The following is a 17754-nucleotide window of genomic DNA, read 5'->3' as shown; positions in this document are numbered from 1 at the left end:
ATCAGGCAGTCGCCTTGTCGTCCTTCTTAAGACTTGCAGGCGGCCAGTTGTCGAGGCGCATGCCGAGGGAGAGACCACGAGAAGCCAGAACGTCCTTGATCTCGGTCAAGGATTTCTTGCCCAGGTTCGGAGTCTTCAACAGTTCTACTTCGGTGCGCTGAATCAGGTCGCCGATGTAGTAAATGTTCTCCGCCTTAAGGCAGTTGGCCGAACGTACGGTCAGTTCCAAATCGTCAACCGGACGAAGCAGGATCGGATCGATCTCGTCTTCCTGTTCGACTACAACGGGTTCACTGTCACCTTTGAGGTCGACGAACGCAGCCAACTGCTGTTGCAGGATGGTTGCTGCACGACGGATAGCCTCTTCAGGATCCAGAGTACCGTTGGTTTCCAGATCAATAACCAGCTTGTCCAGGTTGGTACGTTGCTCGACACGGGCGTTTTCGACCACGTATGCAATGCGACGGACCGGGCTGAACGAAGAGTCGAGCTGCAAGCGACCAATGCTGCGGCTTTCGTCTTCATCGCTCTGACGCGAGTCTGCTGGTTCATAACCGCGACCACGAGCTACAACGAGCTTCATGTTCAGGGCGCCGTTAGACGCCAGGTTAGCGATTACGTGATCGGGGTTAACGATCTCGACATCATGATCCAGCTGAATATCGGCAGCGGTAACCACCCCCGAACCCTTCTTCGACAAGGTCAGCGTAACTTCGTCTCGACCGTGCAGCTTGATAGCCAGACCTTTAAGGTTCAACAGGATTTCAATGACATCTTCCTGTACACCTTCGATGGCGCTGTACTCATGGAGCACACCGTCAATCTCGGCCTCGACTACTGCACAGCCGGGCATGGAGGACAACAGGATGCGGCGCAGCGCGTTGCCCAGGGTATGGCCGAAACCACGCTCGAGAGGCTCGAGGGTTATTTTGGCGCGGGTCGGACTGACAACCTGCACATCAATGTGGCGGGGTGTCAGGAACTCATTTACCGAAATCTGCATGGATGCACCTATTTTCTAGCCCTTACTTGGAGTAGAGCTCGACAATCAGGCTTTCGTTGATGTCGGCGGACAGATCACTGCGAGCTGGAACGCTTTTGAAGACGCCAGATTTTTTCTCAGTGTCTACTTCTACCCATTCTACGCGGCCACGTTGGGCACACAGATCGAGAGCCTGGACAATACGCAGTTGGTTCTTCGCTTTTTCACGAATTGCCACTACGTCACCAGCACGGACCTGGTAGGACGGAACGTTAACGGTTTTGCCGTTTACGCTGACCGACTTGTGCGATACCAGCTGACGCGATTCGGCACGAGTCGAACCAAAGCCCATGCGGTATACAACGTTGTCCAGACGGCATTCGAGCAGTTGCAGCAGGTTCTCACCAGTTGCGCCTTTCTTGCCGGCAGCTTCTTTGTAGTAGCCGCTGAACTGACGCTCGAGAACGCCATAAATACGACGGACTTTCTGCTTTTCACGCAGTTGAGTGCCGTAGTCGGACTGGCGACCGCGGCGTTGGCCGTGGATACCAGGTGCTGCTTCGATGTTGCACTTCGATTCGATCGCGCGCACGCCGCTCTTCAGAAAGAGATCGGTGCCTTCGCGACGAGCGAGTTTGCATTTTGGACCAATGTAACGAGCCATTCTTTACAATCTCCTGGATTACACGCGGCGCTTCTTCGGCGGACGGCACCCGTTATGCGGGATTGGCGTCACGTCGGTGATGCTGGCGATCTTGTAGCCGCAGCCGTTCAAAGCACGGACAGCAGATTCACGACCTGGACCTGGACCTTTGACGTTGACGTCGAGGTTTTTCAGGCCGTATTCCAGCGCAGCTTGACCAGCACGTTCAGCAGCTACTTGAGCAGCGAACGGCGTGGACTTGCGAGAACCGCGGAAACCCGAACCACCGGAGGTTGCCCAGGAAAGAGCGTTACCTTGACGGTCGGTGATGGTCACGATTGTGTTGTTAAAAGATGCATGGATGTGGGCGATGCCATCAACCACTGTCTTTTTAACTTTTTTACGAGGACGAGCAGCAGGTTTTGCCATGATTTAATTCCTGTCGATTCGCTGGGGCGATTACTTGCGGATCGGCTTACGCGGACCTTTACGGGTACGCGCGTTAGTCTTGGTACGCTGACCGCGCACTGGAAGACCACGACGATGACGCAGACCGCGATAGCAACCGAGGTCCATCAAGCGCTTGATTTTCATGTTGATTTCGCGACGCAGATCACCTTCAGTGGTGAACTTCGCGACTTCGCCACGCAGCTGTTCAATCTGCTCGTCGCTCAGATCTTTGATCTTCACCGCCGGGTTAACCCCGGTAGTAGCACAGATTTTGTGTGCAGTTGTGCGACCAACACCATAGATGTAGGTCAGCGAGATAACAGTATGCTTGTTATCTGGAATGTTAACGCCTGCAATACGGGCCATTCAGTGGGACTCCAATTGACAGCTACCTACGCCCCGGAAGCCAAGAAATAGGGCGCGAGATAATATCGCTGTAATAACAAATAATCAACCCAGCAGCGCACTAGCTGCTGGGCTTTTAGCACAGATCACATTTAGCCTTGGCGCTGCTTGTGACGTGGTTCCGCGCTGCAAATTACTCGAACAACACCTTCGCGGCGAATAATCTTGCAGTTGCGGCACAGCTTTTTCACCGATGCACGAACTTTCATCACCAACTCCTCGAACCTTATGGGTGCTTCAGCGCAGCATGCCGCTGCCGTAGCCCTTCAGGTTGGCTTTCTTCATCAGGGATTCATACTGGTGCGAAACGAGGTGCGATTGCACTTGGGACATGAAGTCCATCACAACCACGACCACGATCAGCAACGAGGTCCCGCCAAGGTAAAACGGCACGTTTGCAGCGACCACGAGAAACTGTGGGAGCAGACATACGGCCATCATATAGAGAGCACCGAACATGGTCAGACGAGTCAGAACGCCATCAATATAGCGCGCCGACTGCTCACCAGGACGAATGCCCGGAATAAAGGCACCGGACTTCTTCAGGTTTTCCGCTACGTCTTTCGGATTGAACATCAACGCCGTATAGAAGAAGCAGAAGAAAATAATCCCTGCACTAAACAGCAGAATATTCAACGGCTGACCAGGTGCGATCGACTGCGAGATGTCCTGCAACCAGCCCATACCCTCAGACTGACCGAACCAGGCACCCAGCGAAGCCGGAAACAGCAAGATGCTGCTCGCGAAGATGGCAGGAATAACACCCGCCATGTTCACTTTCAACGGCAAGTGGCTCGTCTGCGCAGCAAAGACCTTACGGCCCTGCTGACGCTTGGCGTAGTGAACAGCAATACGACGCTGACCACGCTCGATGAACACCACGAAACCGATGATCGCTACTGCCAGCAAACCGATGGCGACCAAAGCGAAGATATTGATATCACCTTGACGTGCAGACTCGAAAGACTGCCCGATCGCTCTCGGAAGACCGGCGACGATACCCGAAAAAATCAACATCGAGATACCGTTGCCAACACCGCGCTCAGTGATCTGCTCGCCCAGCCACATCATGAACAGCGCACCAGCAACAAACGTGGTGACTGCAACGAAGTGGAAGCCGATATCTGCTGAGAACGCAACGCCCTGCCCGGCCAAGCCAATGGACATGCCGATGGCTTGAACCAGGGCCAGGACGACGGTGCCATAGCGGGTGTACTGGCTGATCTTACGACGACCAGCCTCACCTTCCTTCTTCAACTGCTCCAGCTGCGGGCTGACGGCGGTCATGAGCTGCATGATGATCGAGGCCGATATATACGGCATGATCCCCAGTGCGAAAATGCTCATGCGCTCCAACGCACCGCCGGAAAACATGTTGAACAAGCTAAGAATGGTCCCCTCATTCTGTCGAAACAGGTCCGCCAGCCGGTCAGGGTTGATACCTGGAACTGGGATATGCGCACCGATCCGATAGACGATAATCGCCAGGAAAAGGAAACGCAGACGAGCCCAGAGTTCGGACAACCCGCCGCTTTTGCCGAGCGCTGAGAGAGCACCTTGCTTAGCCATTTATTCCTCGAACTTGCCGCCAGCTGCTTCGATAGCCGCACGCGCACCTTTGGTGGCTGCGATACCTTTGAGGGTGACCGCGCGAGTAACCTCACCGGACAGCATGATTTTCACACGCTGCACGTTTTGGTTGATCACGTTGGCATCCTTCAGGGACTGCACAGTGACGACGCCTTCAACTTTAGCCAGCTCGGAGGTGCGAACTTCTGCACGATCCATAGCCTTCAAAGAGACGAAGCCGAACTTAGGCAGACGACGATGCAACGGCTGTTGGCCGCCTTCGAAGCCCGGAGCGATGGTGCCACCGGAGCGGGAGGTCTGACCCTTGTGGCCACGGCCACCGGTCTTACCCAAACCACTACCGATACCACGGCCCGGACGATGCTTTTCGCGACGGGAACCCGGCGCTGGACTCAGATCATTGAGTTTCATCGATTAACCCTCGACTCGCAGCATGTAGTAAGCCTTGTTGATCATCCCACGGTTTTCCGGGGTATCAACGACTTCTACAGTGTGACCGATGCGACGCAGGCCCAAACCCTTAACGCACAATTTGTGGTTAGGGATGCGGCCGGTCATGCTTTTGATCAGCGTTACTTTAACGGTAGCCATGATCAGAAGATCTCCTGGACGTTCAGGCCGCGTTTGGCAGCGATGGACTCAGGGGACTGCATGGTTTTCAAACCCTTGAACGTTGCGTGAACAACGTTGACCGGGTTGGTCGAACCGTAGCACTTGGCCAGAACGTTGTGGACGCCGGCAACTTCGAGAACGGCGCGCATTGCACCGCCAGCGATGATGCCAGTACCTTCCGACGCAGGCTGCATGTAAACCTTGGAAGCCCCATGAGCGGACTTGATGGCGTACTGCAGCGTGGTGCCGTTCAGATCAACTTGGATCATGTTGCGGCGAGCAGCTTCCATTGCCTTCTGGATCGCGGCAGGCACTTCACGTGACTTGCCACGGCCGAAGCCAACGCGCCCTTTACCATCACCAACCACGGTCAACGCGGTGAAAGTGAAGATACGGCCGCCTTTAACGGTTTTTGCTACGCGATTAACCTGTACCAGCTTCTCGATGTAGCCTTCGTCGCGTTTTTGGTCGTTATTTGACATAACTTAGAACTCCAGCCCGCCTTCACGAGCAGCATCAGCCAGCGCCTTAACGCGACCGTGGTACTTGAAGCCAGAACGATCAAAAGCCACTTGCGATACACCGGCGGCTTTCGCACGCTCAGCGATCAGCTGGCCAACTTTAGTGGCCGCGTCGATGTTGCCAGTGGCGCCATCACGCAGTTCTTTGTCCAAAGTCGAGGCGTTTGCCAAGACTTTGCTGCCGTCGGCCGAGATGACCTGGGCATAAATGTGCTGCGAAGAGCGGTACACGCAGAGACGCACGACTTCGAGTTCGTGCATTTTCAGGCGTGCTTTGCGAGCGCGACGCAGTCGGGTAACTTTTTTGACGGTCATTTGCTATGCCCTACTTCTTCTTGGCTTCTTTACGACGGACGACTTCGTCCGCGTAACGCACGCCTTTGCCTTTGTACGGCTCTGGACGGCGGAAGTCGCGGATCTCAGCGGCCACTTGACCAACCAACTGCTTGTCGATACCGCGGATGACGATATCGGTTTGGTTGGGAGTCTCAGCGGTGATGCCTTCCGGCAATTCGTAGTCCACTGGGTGCGAGAAGCCAAGGGCCAGGTTCAGCACCGTGCCTTTTGCTTGCGCTTTGTAACCAACACCGACCAGCTGGAGCTTGCGCTCAAAGCCTTGGCTTACGCCTTGGACCATGTTGTTTACCAACGCACGAGTGGTACCAGCCATTGCGCGAGTTTGTTGATCGCCATTGCGAGCAGCAAAACGCAACTCACCGGCTTCTTCAACAATTTCAACGGCCGAATGAATGTTCAGGTCTAGAGTGCCCTTGGCACCCTTCACCGAAAGCTGCTGGCCGACGAGTTTAACTTCGACGCCTGCTGGCAACTTAACGGGGTTCTTAGCTACGCGTGACATGCTTATCCCCCCTTAGAACACAGTGCAAAGCACTTCGCCGCCGACACCGGCAGCGCGCGCAGCACGATCCGTCATCACACCTTTGTTGGTGGAGACGATAGACACACCGAGGCCGCCACGAACTTTTGGCAACTCATCGACGGACTTGTACTGACGCAGGCCTGGACGGCTAACGCGCTTCACTTCTTCGATGACCGGACGGCCTTCGAAGTACTTCAGCTCGATGGATAGCAACGGCTTGGTTTCGCTGCTGATCTGATAACCCGCAATGTAACCTTCGTCCTTCAGGACTTTGGCTACAGCCACCTTCAACGTGGAGGATGGCATGCTTACGACGGGCTTTTCAGCCATCTGGGCATTACGGATACGAGTTAGCATGTCCGCTAACGGGTCCTGCATACTCATGGGCTAGACGCTCCTGATACAAAAAAAATGAGCCTTACGGCTACAACCTATCGCCTTAAAATTTCGGGCACGTGCAAGCACGGGCTCTGGCGAGCCGGCAATTCTAGGCGCACCCCAGAAATGAATCAAGCCCCAAAAGGGGCTTGATTCAAATTCAGGCTCTACGCCCATCGGTTCATGGTGATCACGATGGACGCAGTGCGAGAATAGCTGCTTACCAGCTGGCTTTAACCAGACCTGGTACGTCGCCACGCATTGCTGCTTGGCGCAGCATGTTACGGCCGAGGCCGAACTTGCGATATACGCCGTGCGGACGACCTGTCAGGCGGCAACGGTTACGCATGCGCGAGGCACTTGCGTCACGTGGTTGCTTCTGCAGTGCGACCGTTGCTTCCCAACGTGCTTCTGGACTTGCGTTCAGATCCACGATGATCGCTTTCAGCGCAGCACGCTTGGTAGCGTACTTGGCAACGGTGAGCTGACGCTTCAGCTCACGGTTTTTCATGCTCTTCTTGGCCATGGTCCTACTCCAATCAGTTGCGGAACGGGAACTTGAAAGCACGCAGCAATGCGCGACCTTCTTCGTCCGTACGAGCAGTGGTGGTCAGGGTAATGTCCAGACCGCGCAGGGCATCAATCTTGTCGTAGTCGATTTCCGGGAAAATGATCTGCTCTTTAACGCCCATGCTGTAGTTACCACGACCATCGAAGGACTTGGCATTCAGGCCGCGGAAGTCGCGGACCCGAGGCAGGGAGATCGACAGCAGACGATCCAGGAATTCATACATACGCTCACGGCGCAGAGTCACTTTGACACCGATCGGCCAACCTTCACGGACTTTAAAGCCTGCGATAGATTTGCGAGCGTAAGTCACAACGACTTTTTGGCCGGTGATTTTTTCCAGGTCTGCAACAGCGTGCTCGATGACTTTCTTGTCACCGATCGCTTCGCCCAGACCCATGTTCAGGGTGATCTTGGTAACGCGTGGAACTTCCATCACGTTCGAAAGCTTAAGTTCTTCCTTAAGCTTCGGTGCTATTTCTTTCCAGTAAATCTCTTTTAGTCGTGCCATGGTCTTCTACCTAGCAGTGTTCAAGCATCAACCGCTTTTTGGGTCGACTTGAAGACACGAATTTTCTTGCCGTCTTCAACTTTGAAACCAACGCGATCAGCTTTGTTGGTTGCGCCGTTGAAAATGGCGACGTTAGAAGCGTGCAGTGGCGCTTCTTTCTCGACGATACCGCCCTGTACGCCCGACATCGGGTTTGGCTTGGTATGACGCTTCACCAGGTTGATCCCACCAACGACCAGACGGTCGTCAGCGAGAACCTTGAGCACCTTACCGCGCTTACCTTTGTCTTTGCCGGCGATCACGATGATCTCGTCGTCACGACGAATCTTTTGCATGTCGGATCTCCTTACAGCACTTCTGGGGCGAGCGAGACGATCTTCATGAACTTCTCAGTACGAAGTTCACGGGTCACTGGCCCAAAGATACGGGTGCCGATCGGCTCTTGCTTGTTGTTCAACAGAACAGCAGCGTTGCCATCAAAGCGGATGATGGAGCCGTCTGCGCGACGAACACCGTGGCGAGTGCGGACTACTACGGCAGTCATCACTTGGCCTTTCTTCACCTTACCGCGCGGAATTGCTTCCTTGACGGTAACTTTGATGATGTCACCGATACCAGCGTAACGACGATGAGAGCCACCAAGCACCTTGATGCACATAACGCGGCGTGCGCCGCTGTTATCGGCCACATCGAGCATGGATTGAGTCTGAATCATATAATTTCTCCGACCCCTAGCCCTTAGACTTCCACAGCGCGTTCGAGAACATCAACCAGCGCCCAAGATTTAGTCTTGGCCATCGGACGAGTTTCACGAATAGTGACCTTGTCGCCGATGTGGCACTGATTGGTTTCGTCGTGCGCGTGCAGCTTAGTCGAACGCTTAACGTATTTACCGTAGATTGGGTGCTTGACGCGACGCTCGATCAGTACGGTGATGGTCTTGTCCATCTTGTCGCTGACGACACGGCCAGTCAGCGTACGGACGGTTTTTTCGGCTTCAGCCATGATTACTTACCTGCCTGCTGGTTGAGCACAGTCTTCACGCGAGCGATGTCACGCTTAACTTGCGAGAGCAGGTGAGACTGCCCCAACTGGCCAGTTGCTTTCTGCATGCGCAGATTGAACTGGTCGCGCAGCAAGCCGAGCAGTTGCTCGTTCAGTTGCTGTGCTGATTTTTCACGAAGTTCATTCGCTTTCATCACATCACCGTCCGCTTAACAAAGGAGGTGGCGAGCGGCAGCTTTGCAGCAGCCAGGGCGAAAGCCTCACGCGCCAACTCTTCGGAAACACCCTCGATTTCATACAGGACTTTGCCTGGCTGAATCTGGGCAACCCAGTACTCCACGTTACCCTTACCTTTACCCATCCGAACTTCGAGGGGCTTTTTGGTAACAGGCTTGTCCGGGAATACACGGATCCAGATCTTGCCGCCACGTTTAACGTGACGGGTCAGTGCGCGACGCGCTGACTCGATCTGACGAGCGGTGAGACGACCACGAGCAACAGACTTCAGCGCGAACTCGCCGAAGCTGACTTTGCTACCGCGCAGTGCCAGACCACGGTTGTGGCCGGTCATCTGCTTGCGGAACTTCGTACGCTTAGGTTGCAACATTTGGCGTACCCCTTACTTAGCAGCTTTTTTACGAGGCGCTGGTGCTTGCGGCTTCAGCTCTTCTTGGCGACCACCAATTACTTCGCCTTTGAAGATCCAAACCTTTACACCGATCACACCATAAGTGGTGTGAGCTTCGTAGTTGGCATAGTCGATGTCGGCACGCAGGGTGTGCAAAGGCACACGACCTTCGCGATACCATTCAGTACGTGCAATTTCAGCACCGCCGAGACGACCGCTCACTTGGATTTTGATGCCTTTGGCACCAATGCGCATGGCGTTCTGCACTGCGCGCTTCATAGCGCGACGGAACATTACACGACGCTCCAGCTGCTGAGCTACGCTCTGCGCAACCAGCATACCGTCGAGTTCCGGCTTCCGGATCTCTTCGATATTGATGTGCACAGGCACACCCATTTGCTTGGTCAGGTCCTGACGCAGCTTCTCAACATCTTCACCTTTCTTCCCGATAACGATACCTGGACGAGCGGTGTGGATGGTGATGCGTGCAGTCTGCGCCGGACGATGGATATCGATACGGCTTACGGACGCGCTTTTTAGTTTGTCTTGGAGATACTCTCGCACCTTCAGATCAGCGAACAAATAGTCCGCATAAGTCCGACCGTCTGCGTACCAGACGGAGGTGTGCTCCTTGACGATTCCCAGGCGAATGCCAATGGGATGTACTTTCTGACCCATCTCTTCGACTCCGTTACTTGTCAGCAACCTTGACAGTGATATGGCAAGACCGCTTGACGATGCGATCAGCACGGCCTTTGGCACGTGGCATGATTCGCTTCAGCGAACGCCCTTCGTTGACGAAAACGGTGGAGACCTTAAGGTCATCAACGTCTGCGCCTTCGTTATGCTCGGCGTTGGCTACGGCCGACTCCAGCACTTTCTTCATGATCTCGGCGGCTTTCTTACTGCTGAAAGCCAACAGGTTGAGCGCTTCGCCCACCTTCTTCCCGCGGATCTGGTCGGCGACCAAGCGGGCTTTCTGGGCGGAGATTCGAGCGCCCGACAACTTAGCGGCTACTTCCATCGTTCCTTACCCCTTAACGCTTGGCTTTCTTGTCTGCCACGTGCCCACGATAAGTGCGGGTACCGGCAAACTCGCCTAGTTTGTGGCCGACCATGTCTTCGTTCACGAGAACAGGAACATGCTGACGACCGTTATGCACAGCAATGGTCAAACCGACCATTTGTGGCAGGATCATAGAACGGCGCGACCAGGTCTTAACTGGTTTGCGATCGTTCTTTTCCGCCGCCACTTCGATCTTCTTCAGTAGGTGAAGATCAATAAAAGGACCTTTTTTCAGAGAACGTGGCACTGTCGTATCCCTCTATTTACTTGCGACGACGGACGATCATTTTGTCGGTACGCTTATTACCACGAGTCTTCGCGCCCTTAGTCGGGAAGCCCCACGGCGATACCGGATGACGACCACCAGAGGTACGACCTTCACCACCACCATGTGGGTGGTCAACCGGGTTCATGGCAACACCACGAACGGTTGGGCGAACGCCACGCCAGCGTTTGGCACCAGCTTTACCCAGCGAACGCAGGCTGTGCTCGGAGTTCGAGACCTCGCCCAGAGTCGCACGGCATTCAGCCAGAACTTTACGCATCTCACCGGAGCGAAGACGCAGGGTCACGTAGACACCTTCACGAGCGATCAGCTGTGCAGATGCACCAGCGGAACGAGCGATCTGGGCACCTTTACCCGGCTTCAATTCGATGCCGTGAACGGTAGAACCCACTGGAATGTTGCGCAGCTGCAGAGCGTTGCCTGGCTTGATTGGAGCCAGAGCGCCTGCGATCAGCTGGTCGCCAGCACTCACGCCTTTAGGCGCGATGATGTAACGACGCTCGCCGTCTGCGTACAGCAGCAGTGCGATGTGAGCAGTACGGTTTGGATCGTATTCAATACGCTCGACGGTGGCAGAAATGCCATCCTTGTCGTTGCGACGGAAATCGACCAGACGATAATGCTGCTTATGACCACCACCGATGTGACGAGTAGTGATGCGGCCATTGTTGTTACGACCACCAGTCTTCGATTTTTTCTCGAGCAGCGGTGCGTGAGGAGCGCCTTTGTGCAGCTCCTGGTTGACCACCTTGACCACAAAACGGCGGCCAGGGGAAGTCGGTTTGCATTTAACGATTGCCATGATGCACCCCTTCCTTACTCAGCACTGCTGCTGAAATCGAGATCTTGGCCTGGCTGAAGGGAGATAACTGCCTTCTTCCAGTCATTACGCTTGCCCAGACCGCGAGCAGTGCGCTTGGTCTTACCCATAACATTCAGGGTAGTGACACGCTCTACTTTCACGCTGAACAGGCTTTCGACGGCCTTCTTGATTTCCAGCTTGGTTGCATCAGTAGCAACCTTGAAAACGAACTGACCTTTTTTGTCTGCCAGAACCGTAGCCTTCTCGGAAACGTGCGGGCCAAGCAGAACTTTAAATACGCGTTCCTGGTTCATCCCAGCAGCTCCTCGAATTTCTTCACGGCCGACACAGTGATCAACACTTTGTCGTATGCGATCAGACTAACTGGATCGGAACCTTGAACATCACGCACATCAACGTGCGGCAGGTTACGAGCAGCCAGGTACAGGTTCTGATCAACAGCGTCCGACACGATCAAAACGTCGGTCAGGCTCATGTCGTTCAGTTTGCCCAGCAGATCTTTGGTTTTCGGCGATTCAACAGCGAAATCCTGAACCACGACCAGACGATCAGTGCGAACCAGTTCAGCAAGGATGGAGCGCAGTGCAGCGCGATACATCTTCTTGTTGAGCTTCTGAGAATGATCCTGAGGACGTGCTGCGAAAGTGGTACCGCCGCCGCGCCAGATCGGGCTACGGATAGTACCGGCACGAGCACGGCCAGTACCCTTTTGACGCCAAGGGCGCTTACCGCCACCGGATACGTCAGAACGGGTCTTTTGCTGCTTGCTGCCCTGACGACCGCCAGCCATGTAGGCCACGACTGCCTGGTGAACCAGCGTCTCGTTGAATTCGCCGCCAAATGTCAGTTCGGAAACTTCGATCGCTTGGGCGTCATTTACATTTAATTGCATGTCAGCTTCCCCTTAACCGCGAGCCTTGGCCGCTGGACGTACAACCACATTGCCGCCAGTAGCGCCAGGAACAGCACCCTTGACCAACAACAGATTGCGTTCAGCGTCCACGCGCACTACTTCCAGGGACTGCACGGTCACGCGCTCAGCGCCCATATGACCGGACATTTTTTTGCCCTTGAATACACGACCAGGAGTCTGGCACTGGCCGATAGAGCCCGGGACGCGGTGGGACACGGAGTTACCGTGAGTATTATCTTGGCCACGGAAATTGTGGCGCTTGATAGTACCTTGGAAGCCTTTACCTTTGGACTGACCGGTAACATCTACCATCTGGCCAGCAGCAAAGATTTCTGCATTGATCAGATCGCCAGCCTTGTATTCGCCTTCTTCAAGACGGAATTCCAAGACAGTACGACCAGCGGCAACGTTCGCCTTAGCGAAGTGACCTGCTTGAGCAGCAGTCACACGGGAAGCACGACGCACGCCGACAGTGACTTGCACTGCACGATAGCCATCGACTTCTTCGGTTTTGAACTGGGTGACGCGATTCGGCTCGATCTCAATGACCGTAACCGGAATGGAGACACCTTCTTCGGTGAAAATACGGGTCATACCGCATTTACGACCGACTACACCAATAGTCATGTTGTAAACCTCATGAGTGTACGGGGCTTTCACCCGCTATGGCCGCCCATTTCAGAGCGTTACACGACTAAGACCCGAGTCTTAGCCGAGGCTGATCTGTACTTCCACACCTGCCGCAAGATCAAGCTTCATCAGCGCATCAACGGTTTTATCCGTTGGCTGGACAATGTCCAGAACACGCTTATGAGTACGGATCTCGTACTGGTCGCGCGCGTCTTTGTTGACGTGCGGAGAAACCAGAACGGTGAACCGCTCTTTACGGGTAGGGAGTGGAATCGGACCACGCACTTGAGCACCAGTACGTTTCGCGGTTTCCACGATTTCCTGGGTGGATTGGTCGATCAGGCGATGGTCAAAAGCCTTCAACCTGATACGGATTTGCTGATTTTGCATTGGATTTCAGACTCCAGGCTACTTCCCACCGAGCGCAATACGCCCGTTTAAAGGAGGCGCAATTCTATAGACGAGCTAACAGGGTGTCAACCCAATAAAAAAGCCCCCGCAAGCGGGGGCTCTTTTTGAAGATCATCGCTTACGCGATGATTTTGGCTACGACGCCAGCGCCGACGGTACGACCGCCTTCACGGATAGCGAAACGCAGACCGTCTTCCATTGCGATTGGCTTGATCAGGGTAACGGAAACTTTCACGTTATCACCTGGCATAACCATCTCAACGCCTTCCGGCAGTTCGCAGCTACCAGTTACGTCGGTAGTACGGAAATAGAACTGTGGACGGTAGCCTTTGAAGAAAGGAGTGTGACGACCGCCTTCTTCTTTGCTCAGAACGTAGATTTCAGCTTCGAACTGAGTGTGAGGCTTGACGGTACCTGGCTTGACCAGAACCTGACCACGCTCAACGTCGTCACGCTTGGTGCCGCGCAACAGAACGCCGCAGTTCTCGCCAGCACGACCTTCGTCGAGCAGCTTACGGAACATTTCAACACCGGTGCAGGTGGTGACGGTAGTGTCACGCAGACCAACGATTTCCAGTGGATCTTGAACCTTGACAATACCGCGCTCAACACGACCAGTCACAACAGTACCGCGACCAGAGATCGAGAATACGTCTTCGATTGGCATCAGGAACGGCTTGTCGACAGCACGCTCTGGCTGAGGGATGTAGCTGTCCAGAGTTTCAACCAACTTCTTGACGGCAGTGGTGCCCATCTCGTTGTCGTCTTTGCCTTCCAACGCCATACGGGCGGAGCCGATGATGATTGGAGTGTCGTCACCTGGGAAGTCGTAAGTGCTCAGCAGATCGCGCACTTCCATCTCAACCAGTTCCAGCAGCTCAGCGTCGTCTACCAGGTCAGCCTTGTTCAGGAAGACCACGATGTACGGAACGCCTACCTGACGGGACAGCAGGATGTGCTCACGAGTCTGTGGCATCGGACCATCAGCAGCCGAACAAACCAGGATAGCGCCGTCCATCTGGGCAGCACCGGTGATCATGTTCTTGACGTAGTCAGCGTGACCCGGGCAGTCAACGTGCGCGTAGTGACGTACAGACGAGTTGTACTCAACGTGAGCAGTGTTGATGGTGATACCGCGAGCCTTCTCTTCTGGTGCGCTGTCGATCTTATCGAAGTCAACACGAGCCGAACCGAAGACTTCGGAGCAGACGCGAGTCAGAGCAGCGGTCAGCGTGGTTTTACCATGGTCAACGTGACCGATGGTGCCAACGTTGACGTGCGGAAGGGAACGATCAAATTTTTCTTTAGCCACGACAAATAACTCCTAGCCTAAAGGCGCTGAATCAGCCTTGTTTTTTGGTTACAGTTTCGACGATGTGCGACGGAGCTGTATTGTATTTTTTGAATTCCATAGAGTAGCTTGCGCGACCTTGGGACATGGAGCGAACGTCGGTCGCATAACCGAACATCTCACCCAACGGAACCTCGGCACGAATTACCTTGCCGGAGACCGTATCCTCCATACCCAGGATCATGCCGCGACGACGGTTAAGGTCGCCCATCACGTCACCCATATAGTCTTCAGGCGTAACAACCTCTACAGCCATGATCGGTTCAAGCAACTCACCGCCGCCCTTCTGGGCCAGTTGCTTGGTCGCCATGGAAGCAGCCACCTTAAACGCCATCTCGTTCGAGTCGACGTCGTGGTAAGAACCATCAAACACGGTAGCCTTCAGGCCGATCAGCGGATAGCCGGCGACAACGCCGTTCTTCATCTGCTCTTCGATACCCTTCTGGATAGCCGGGATGTATTCCTTAGGAACCACACCACCCACTACTTCGTTCACGAATTGCAGACCTTCCTGACCTTCGTCAGCAGGTGCAAAACGGATCCAGCAGTGGCCGAACTGACCACGACCGCCGGACTGACGAACGAACTTGCCTTCGATTTCACAGTTCTTCGTGATGCGCTCACGATACGAAACCTGAGGCTTACCGATGTTGGCTTCGACGTTGAACTCACGGCGCATCCGGTCAACCAGGATGTCCAAGTGCAGCTCGCCCATGCCAGAGATGATCGTTTGACCAGTCTCTTCATCAGTTTTGACGCGGAAAGACGGGTCTTCTTGAGCAAGCTTGCCCAGTGCGATACCCATTTTTTCCTGGTCATCCTTGGTTTTAGGCTCTACGGCAACCGAAATAACCGGCTCCGGGAAGTCCATCCGAACCAGGATGATTGGCTTGTCAGCGTTGCACAAGGTTTCACCAGTGGTGACATCCTTCATGCCGATCAAGGCCGCGATGTCGCCAGCGCGTACTTCCTTGATCTCTTCGCGAGCGTTGGCGTGCATTTGCACCATACGACCCACGCGCTCTTTCTTGCCCTTGACCGAGTTGATCACGCCGTCGCCGGATGCCAACACGCCCGAGTAAACACGGACGAACGTCAGCGTACCCACGAACGGATCGGTAGCGATCTTGAACGCCAGAGCCGAGAACGGCTCGTTGTCGTCCGCGTGACGCTCCATTTCCTCTTCCTCGTTATCAGGGTTGGAACCCTTGATAGCAGGAATGTCGACTGGAGCCGGCAGGTAGTCGATCACAGCGTCGAGAACCAGGGGAACACCCTTGTTCTTGAAGGAAGAACCGCAAACAGCAAGAACGATCTCACCAGCAATAGTACGCTGACGCAGAGCAGCCTTGATTTCCTCGTTGGTGAGTTCCTCACCCTCAAGGTATTTGTTCATCAGTTCTTCGCTGGCTTCAGCCGCAGCCTCAACCATGTTGCTGCGCCATTCGTCAGCCAGCTCCTGCAGCTCAGCAGGGATAGGCTTGCGAACAGGGACCATACCTTTGTCGGAATCGTTCCAGTAGACCGCTTCCATAGACATCAGATCAATCTGACCCTGGAAGTTGTCTTCAGAACCGATTGCCAACTGGATCGGCACCGGAGTGTGACCCAAACGCTGCTTGATCTGGGCAATTACGCGCAGAAAGTTTGCGCCAGCACGGTCCATTTTGTTCACGTAAACGATACGTGGAACCCCGTACTTGTTGGCTTGACGCCATACGGTTTCGGACTGAGGCTCTACGCCAGAGGTACCACAGAAAACAACGACCGCGCCGTCGAGTACACGCAGGGAACGCTCAACTTCAATCGTGAAGTCTACGTGGCCCGGGGTGTCAATCACGTTGAAGCGATATTGGTCTTTGTGCTGCTTCTCGGAACCCTGCCAAAAGGCAGTAATAGCAGCAGAAGTAATGGTAATACCACGCTCCTGCTCCTGAACCATCCAGTCGGTGGTCGCGGCGCCATCATGCACCTCGCCCATCTTGTGGCTTTTGCCGGTGTAAAAAAGGACGCGCTCGGTGGTGGTGGTTTTACCAGCATCCACGTGAGCGACGATACCAATGTTACGGTAACGGCTGATCGGTGTAGTACGAGCCATAAAGCCCTCGCAAAATTAGTGACGCTGAAATTAGAAGCGGTAGTGCGAGAAAGCTTTGTTGGCTTCAGCCATACGGTGCACGTCTTCACGCTTCTTGACCGCAGCACCTTTACCTTCGGCGGCGTCCAACAGTTCGCCAGCCAAACGCAGAGCCATAGACTTCTCACCGCGCTTGCGCGCGAAGTCTACCAGCCAACGCATTGCCAGAGCATTACGACGGGACGGACGAACTTCGACCGGGACCTGGTAAGTAGCACCGCCTACACGGCGCGACTTCACTTCGACCAGCGGAGCGATGGCGTCGAGAGCTTTCTCGAAGATTTCCAGGGGATCGGAGTTCTTGCGTTCTTTAACCTTTTCCAGCGCGCCATAAACGATACGCTCGGCAACGGCTTTCTTGCCGCTTTCCATAACGTGGTTCATGAACTTGGCCAGAATCTGGCTGCCGTATTTTGGATCGTCAAGCACTTCGCGCTTGGCTGCTACGCGTCTTCTTGGCATGGATAAGCCCTCAAACGGTCTTCAGGTTCGCTCGGAATCAGCACCTAACGGCGCCTCCGACCTTACTCTTATCGACTCAGAAAATAAGATGATTCAGTTTTTTCAAAAAGCCGCTACTACTTAGGCTTCTTGGTACCGTACTTCGAACGACCCTGGTTACGACCTTTGACACCGGAGGTATCCAACGAACCGCGGACGGTGTGGTAACGAACACCTGGCAAGTCTTTTACACGGCCGCCGCGAATCAGTACGACGCTGTGCTCTTGCAGGTTGTGGCCTTCACCGCCGATGTACGAGGAAACCTCGAAACCGTTGGTCAGACGCACACGGCATACTTTACGCAGTGCCGAGTTAGGTTTTTTCGGCGTAGTTGTGTACACGCGAGTGCACACACCACGACGCTGCGGGCAGTTCTGCAGGGCAGGCACGTCGGATTTCTCGACGATACGCTTACGCGGCTGACGTACCAGCTGGTTGATAGTTGCCATCTACTAGCTCCACT

At 54.5% G+C, this 17754-nt stretch carries 31 protein-coding genes; all 31 read right to left on the bottom strand.

What is annotated here, in order from left to right; genetic code table 11:
- Window position 1: 1 nt before the first annotated feature.
- A complete protein-coding gene (locus tag IFT99_RS15420; protein WP_007970428.1) occupies window positions 2–1003 on the bottom strand; it encodes a DNA-directed RNA polymerase subunit alpha in 1002 nt (333 codons plus the stop codon).
- A 22-nt stretch (window positions 1004–1025) separates the two neighbouring features.
- Window positions 1026–1646, bottom strand: coding sequence for a 30S ribosomal protein S4 (gene rpsD / locus IFT99_RS15415; RefSeq protein ID WP_037017742.1), 621 nt, complete (start codon window positions 1644–1646; stop codon window positions 1026–1028).
- An 18-nt stretch (window positions 1647–1664) separates the two neighbouring features.
- Window positions 1665–2054, bottom strand: coding sequence for a 30S ribosomal protein S11 (rpsK, locus tag IFT99_RS15410; RefSeq protein ID WP_002555466.1), 390 nt, complete (start codon window positions 2052–2054; stop codon window positions 1665–1667).
- A gap of 30 nt (window positions 2055–2084) precedes the next feature.
- Window positions 2085–2441, bottom strand: a complete 357-nt coding sequence (gene rpsM / locus IFT99_RS15405; protein WP_037017739.1) for a 30S ribosomal protein S13 — start codon at window positions 2439–2441, stop codon at window positions 2085–2087.
- 131 nt (window positions 2442–2572) lie between these two features.
- Window positions 2573–2689 (bottom strand): 50S ribosomal protein L36, encoded by a 117-nt coding sequence (rpmJ, locus tag IFT99_RS15400; protein ID WP_002555468.1) that lies wholly within the window; start codon window positions 2687–2689, stop codon window positions 2573–2575.
- Between the two features lie 28 nt (window positions 2690–2717).
- Complete coding sequence (gene secY / locus IFT99_RS15395; protein WP_065988454.1) at window positions 2718–4049, bottom strand: preprotein translocase subunit SecY; 1332 nt, start codon at window positions 4047–4049, stop codon at window positions 2718–2720.
- On the bottom strand, window positions 4050–4481 hold the full coding sequence (rplO, locus tag IFT99_RS15390) for a 50S ribosomal protein L15 (RefSeq protein WP_037017733.1): 432 nt from the start codon (window positions 4479–4481) through the stop codon (window positions 4050–4052). It lies immediately after the preceding gene.
- Between the two features lie 3 nt (window positions 4482–4484).
- Window positions 4485–4661 (bottom strand): 50S ribosomal protein L30, encoded by a 177-nt coding sequence (gene rpmD, locus IFT99_RS15385; RefSeq protein WP_028621547.1) that lies wholly within the window; start codon window positions 4659–4661, stop codon window positions 4485–4487.
- Window positions 4662–4663: 2 nt separating this feature from the next.
- Window positions 4664–5164 (bottom strand): 30S ribosomal protein S5, encoded by a 501-nt coding sequence (gene rpsE, locus IFT99_RS15380; RefSeq protein WP_037017729.1) that lies wholly within the window; start codon window positions 5162–5164, stop codon window positions 4664–4666.
- A 3-nt stretch (window positions 5165–5167) separates the two neighbouring features.
- Entirely contained in the window at window positions 5168–5518 is a 351-nt protein-coding gene (gene rplR, locus IFT99_RS15375; RefSeq protein WP_037017727.1) for a 50S ribosomal protein L18, read from the bottom strand.
- Between the two features lie 10 nt (window positions 5519–5528).
- On the bottom strand, window positions 5529–6062 hold the full coding sequence (gene rplF, locus IFT99_RS15370) for a 50S ribosomal protein L6 (protein ID WP_122536825.1): 534 nt from the start codon (window positions 6060–6062) through the stop codon (window positions 5529–5531).
- A gap of 12 nt (window positions 6063–6074) precedes the next feature.
- Window positions 6075–6467 (bottom strand): 30S ribosomal protein S8, encoded by a 393-nt coding sequence (gene rpsH / locus IFT99_RS15365; protein WP_037017722.1) that lies wholly within the window; start codon window positions 6465–6467, stop codon window positions 6075–6077.
- 214 nt (window positions 6468–6681) lie between these two features.
- Window positions 6682–6987: a 30S ribosomal protein S14 gene (gene rpsN, locus IFT99_RS15360; RefSeq protein ID WP_003186042.1), complete on the bottom strand. Its 306-nt coding sequence runs from the start codon at window positions 6985–6987 to the stop codon at window positions 6682–6684.
- A 13-nt stretch (window positions 6988–7000) separates the two neighbouring features.
- Window positions 7001–7540, bottom strand: coding sequence for a 50S ribosomal protein L5 (gene rplE, locus IFT99_RS15355; RefSeq protein WP_037017720.1), 540 nt, complete (start codon window positions 7538–7540; stop codon window positions 7001–7003).
- Between the two features lie 20 nt (window positions 7541–7560).
- On the bottom strand, window positions 7561–7875 hold the full coding sequence (gene rplX, locus IFT99_RS15350; RefSeq protein ID WP_002555478.1) for a 50S ribosomal protein L24: 315 nt from the start codon (window positions 7873–7875) through the stop codon (window positions 7561–7563).
- A gap of 11 nt (window positions 7876–7886) precedes the next feature.
- Window positions 7887–8255 (bottom strand): 50S ribosomal protein L14, encoded by a 369-nt coding sequence (gene rplN / locus IFT99_RS15345; protein ID WP_002555479.1) that lies wholly within the window; start codon window positions 8253–8255, stop codon window positions 7887–7889.
- A 23-nt stretch (window positions 8256–8278) separates the two neighbouring features.
- Window positions 8279–8545 carry a 30S ribosomal protein S17 gene (gene rpsQ / locus IFT99_RS15340; protein ID WP_003194644.1) on the bottom strand — a complete coding sequence of 89 codons (267 nt, stop codon included), beginning with the start codon at window positions 8543–8545 and terminating at the stop codon, window positions 8279–8281.
- A 2-nt stretch (window positions 8546–8547) separates the two neighbouring features.
- A complete protein-coding gene (gene rpmC / locus IFT99_RS15335) occupies window positions 8548–8739 on the bottom strand; it encodes a 50S ribosomal protein L29 (protein ID WP_002555481.1) in 192 nt (63 codons plus the stop codon).
- Window positions 8739–9152, bottom strand: coding sequence for a 50S ribosomal protein L16 (gene rplP / locus IFT99_RS15330; protein WP_003186052.1), 414 nt, complete (start codon window positions 9150–9152; stop codon window positions 8739–8741). Before rplP ends, rpmC begins: the two co-directional genes overlap by 1 nt.
- A 12-nt stretch (window positions 9153–9164) precedes the next feature.
- Window positions 9165–9851 carry a 30S ribosomal protein S3 gene (gene rpsC / locus IFT99_RS15325; protein WP_003176422.1) on the bottom strand — a complete coding sequence of 229 codons (687 nt, stop codon included), beginning with the start codon at window positions 9849–9851 and terminating at the stop codon, window positions 9165–9167.
- 13 nt (window positions 9852–9864) lie between these two features.
- Window positions 9865–10197 (bottom strand): 50S ribosomal protein L22, encoded by a 333-nt coding sequence (gene rplV, locus IFT99_RS15320; RefSeq protein WP_003103908.1) that lies wholly within the window; start codon window positions 10195–10197, stop codon window positions 9865–9867.
- Between the two features lie 13 nt (window positions 10198–10210).
- Window positions 10211–10486, bottom strand: coding sequence for a 30S ribosomal protein S19 (gene rpsS, locus IFT99_RS15315; RefSeq protein WP_002555486.1), 276 nt, complete (start codon window positions 10484–10486; stop codon window positions 10211–10213).
- 16 nt (window positions 10487–10502) lie between these two features.
- Window positions 10503–11327: a 50S ribosomal protein L2 gene (gene rplB, locus IFT99_RS15310; RefSeq protein ID WP_003176423.1), complete on the bottom strand. Its 825-nt coding sequence runs from the start codon at window positions 11325–11327 to the stop codon at window positions 10503–10505.
- Window positions 11328–11341: 14 nt separating this feature from the next.
- Entirely contained in the window at window positions 11342–11641 is a 300-nt protein-coding gene (rplW, locus tag IFT99_RS15305) for a 50S ribosomal protein L23 (protein ID WP_065988457.1), read from the bottom strand.
- On the bottom strand, window positions 11638–12240 hold the full coding sequence (gene rplD / locus IFT99_RS15300; protein WP_037017717.1) for a 50S ribosomal protein L4: 603 nt from the start codon (window positions 12238–12240) through the stop codon (window positions 11638–11640). Before rplD ends, rplW begins: the two co-directional genes overlap by 4 nt.
- A 12-nt stretch (window positions 12241–12252) precedes the next feature.
- Window positions 12253–12888, bottom strand: coding sequence for a 50S ribosomal protein L3 (rplC, locus tag IFT99_RS15295; RefSeq protein WP_065988459.1), 636 nt, complete (start codon window positions 12886–12888; stop codon window positions 12253–12255).
- Window positions 12889–12969: 81 nt separating this feature from the next.
- Window positions 12970–13281: a 30S ribosomal protein S10 gene (gene rpsJ, locus IFT99_RS15290; RefSeq protein ID WP_003186070.1), complete on the bottom strand. Its 312-nt coding sequence runs from the start codon at window positions 13279–13281 to the stop codon at window positions 12970–12972.
- A gap of 139 nt (window positions 13282–13420) precedes the next feature.
- On the bottom strand, window positions 13421–14614 hold the full coding sequence (gene tuf / locus IFT99_RS15285) for an elongation factor Tu (protein WP_024646116.1): 1194 nt from the start codon (window positions 14612–14614) through the stop codon (window positions 13421–13423).
- Window positions 14615–14645: 31 nt separating this feature from the next.
- Complete coding sequence (gene fusA, locus IFT99_RS15280) at window positions 14646–16751, bottom strand: elongation factor G (protein ID WP_065988460.1); 2106 nt, start codon at window positions 16749–16751, stop codon at window positions 14646–14648.
- 30 nt (window positions 16752–16781) lie between these two features.
- Window positions 16782–17252: a 30S ribosomal protein S7 gene (gene rpsG, locus IFT99_RS15275; protein ID WP_002555493.1), complete on the bottom strand. Its 471-nt coding sequence runs from the start codon at window positions 17250–17252 to the stop codon at window positions 16782–16784.
- Between the two features lie 116 nt (window positions 17253–17368).
- Complete coding sequence (rpsL, locus tag IFT99_RS15270) at window positions 17369–17740, bottom strand: 30S ribosomal protein S12 (RefSeq protein ID WP_002555494.1); 372 nt, start codon at window positions 17738–17740, stop codon at window positions 17369–17371.
- Window positions 17741–17754 lie beyond the last annotated feature (14 nt).

Origin of the sequence: Pseudomonas sp. CFBP 8772, from assembly GCF_014841665.1 — a bacterium.
GTDB lineage: Bacteria > Pseudomonadota > Gammaproteobacteria > Pseudomonadales > Pseudomonadaceae > Aquipseudomonas > Aquipseudomonas graminis_B.
The sequence above is the reverse complement of the archived record's forward strand: the minus strand, read 5'-3'. Positions and strand labels throughout refer to the sequence as shown.

What these genes read in the sequence shown, in the direction of transcription:
- IFT99_RS15420 (WP_007970428.1), bottom strand. Translation starts at nt 1,003, where the DNA reads ATGCAGATTTCGGTAAATGAGTTCCTGACACCCCGCCACATTGATGTG.
- rpsD (WP_037017742.1), bottom strand. Translation starts at nt 1,646, where the DNA reads ATGGCTCGTTACATTGGTCCAAAATGCAAACTCGCTCGTCGCGAAGGC.
- rpsK (WP_002555466.1), bottom strand. Translation starts at nt 2,054, where the DNA reads ATGGCAAAACCTGCTGCTCGTCCTCGTAAAAAAGTTAAAAAGACAGTG.
- rpsM (WP_037017739.1), bottom strand. Translation starts at nt 2,441, where the DNA reads ATGGCCCGTATTGCAGGCGTTAACATTCCAGATAACAAGCATACTGTT.
- rpmJ (WP_002555468.1), bottom strand. Translation starts at nt 2,689, where the DNA reads ATGAAAGTTCGTGCATCGGTGAAAAAGCTGTGCCGCAACTGCAAGATT.
- secY (WP_065988454.1), bottom strand. Translation starts at nt 4,049, where the DNA reads ATGGCTAAGCAAGGTGCTCTCTCAGCGCTCGGCAAAAGCGGCGGGTTG.
- rplO (WP_037017733.1), bottom strand. Translation starts at nt 4,481, where the DNA reads ATGAAACTCAATGATCTGAGTCCAGCGCCGGGTTCCCGTCGCGAAAAG.
- rpmD (WP_028621547.1), bottom strand. Translation starts at nt 4,661, where the DNA reads ATGGCTACCGTTAAAGTAACGCTGATCAAAAGCATGACCGGCCGCATC.
- rpsE (WP_037017729.1), bottom strand. Translation starts at nt 5,164, where the DNA reads ATGTCAAATAACGACCAAAAACGCGACGAAGGCTACATCGAGAAGCTG.
- rplR (WP_037017727.1), bottom strand. Translation starts at nt 5,518, where the DNA reads ATGACCGTCAAAAAAGTTACCCGACTGCGTCGCGCTCGCAAAGCACGC.
- rplF (WP_122536825.1), bottom strand. Translation starts at nt 6,062, where the DNA reads ATGTCACGCGTAGCTAAGAACCCCGTTAAGTTGCCAGCAGGCGTCGAA.
- rpsH (WP_037017722.1), bottom strand. Translation starts at nt 6,467, where the DNA reads ATGAGTATGCAGGACCCGTTAGCGGACATGCTAACTCGTATCCGTAAT.
- rpsN (WP_003186042.1), bottom strand. Translation starts at nt 6,987, where the DNA reads ATGGCCAAGAAGAGCATGAAAAACCGTGAGCTGAAGCGTCAGCTCACC.
- rplE (WP_037017720.1), bottom strand. Translation starts at nt 7,540, where the DNA reads ATGGCACGACTAAAAGAGATTTACTGGAAAGAAATAGCACCGAAGCTT.
- rplX (WP_002555478.1), bottom strand. Translation starts at nt 7,875, where the DNA reads ATGCAAAAGATTCGTCGTGACGACGAGATCATCGTGATCGCCGGCAAA.
- rplN (WP_002555479.1), bottom strand. Translation starts at nt 8,255, where the DNA reads ATGATTCAGACTCAATCCATGCTCGATGTGGCCGATAACAGCGGCGCA.
- rpsQ (WP_003194644.1), bottom strand. Translation starts at nt 8,545, where the DNA reads ATGGCTGAAGCCGAAAAAACCGTCCGTACGCTGACTGGCCGTGTCGTC.
- rpmC (WP_002555481.1), bottom strand. Translation starts at nt 8,739, where the DNA reads ATGAAAGCGAATGAACTTCGTGAAAAATCAGCACAGCAACTGAACGAG.
- rplP (WP_003186052.1), bottom strand. Translation starts at nt 9,152, where the DNA reads ATGTTGCAACCTAAGCGTACGAAGTTCCGCAAGCAGATGACCGGCCAC.
- rpsC (WP_003176422.1), bottom strand. Translation starts at nt 9,851, where the DNA reads ATGGGTCAGAAAGTACATCCCATTGGCATTCGCCTGGGAATCGTCAAG.
- rplV (WP_003103908.1), bottom strand. Translation starts at nt 10,197, where the DNA reads ATGGAAGTAGCCGCTAAGTTGTCGGGCGCTCGAATCTCCGCCCAGAAA.
- rplB (WP_003176423.1), bottom strand. Translation starts at nt 11,327, where the DNA reads ATGGCAATCGTTAAATGCAAACCGACTTCCCCTGGCCGCCGTTTTGTG.
- rplW (WP_065988457.1), bottom strand. Translation starts at nt 11,641, where the DNA reads ATGAACCAGGAACGCGTATTTAAAGTTCTGCTTGGCCCGCACGTTTCC.
- rplD (WP_037017717.1), bottom strand. Translation starts at nt 12,240, where the DNA reads ATGCAATTAAATGTAAATGACGCCCAAGCGATCGAAGTTTCCGAACTG.
- rplC (WP_065988459.1), bottom strand. Translation starts at nt 12,888, where the DNA reads ATGACTATTGGTGTAGTCGGTCGTAAATGCGGTATGACCCGTATTTTC.
- rpsJ (WP_003186070.1), bottom strand. Translation starts at nt 13,281, where the DNA reads ATGCAAAATCAGCAAATCCGTATCAGGTTGAAGGCTTTTGACCATCGC.
- fusA (WP_065988460.1), bottom strand. Translation starts at nt 16,751, where the DNA reads ATGGCTCGTACTACACCGATCAGCCGTTACCGTAACATTGGTATCGTC.
- rpsG (WP_002555493.1), bottom strand. Translation starts at nt 17,252, where the DNA reads ATGCCAAGAAGACGCGTAGCAGCCAAGCGCGAAGTGCTTGACGATCCA.
- rpsL (WP_002555494.1), bottom strand. Translation starts at nt 17,740, where the DNA reads ATGGCAACTATCAACCAGCTGGTACGTCAGCCGCGTAAGCGTATCGTC.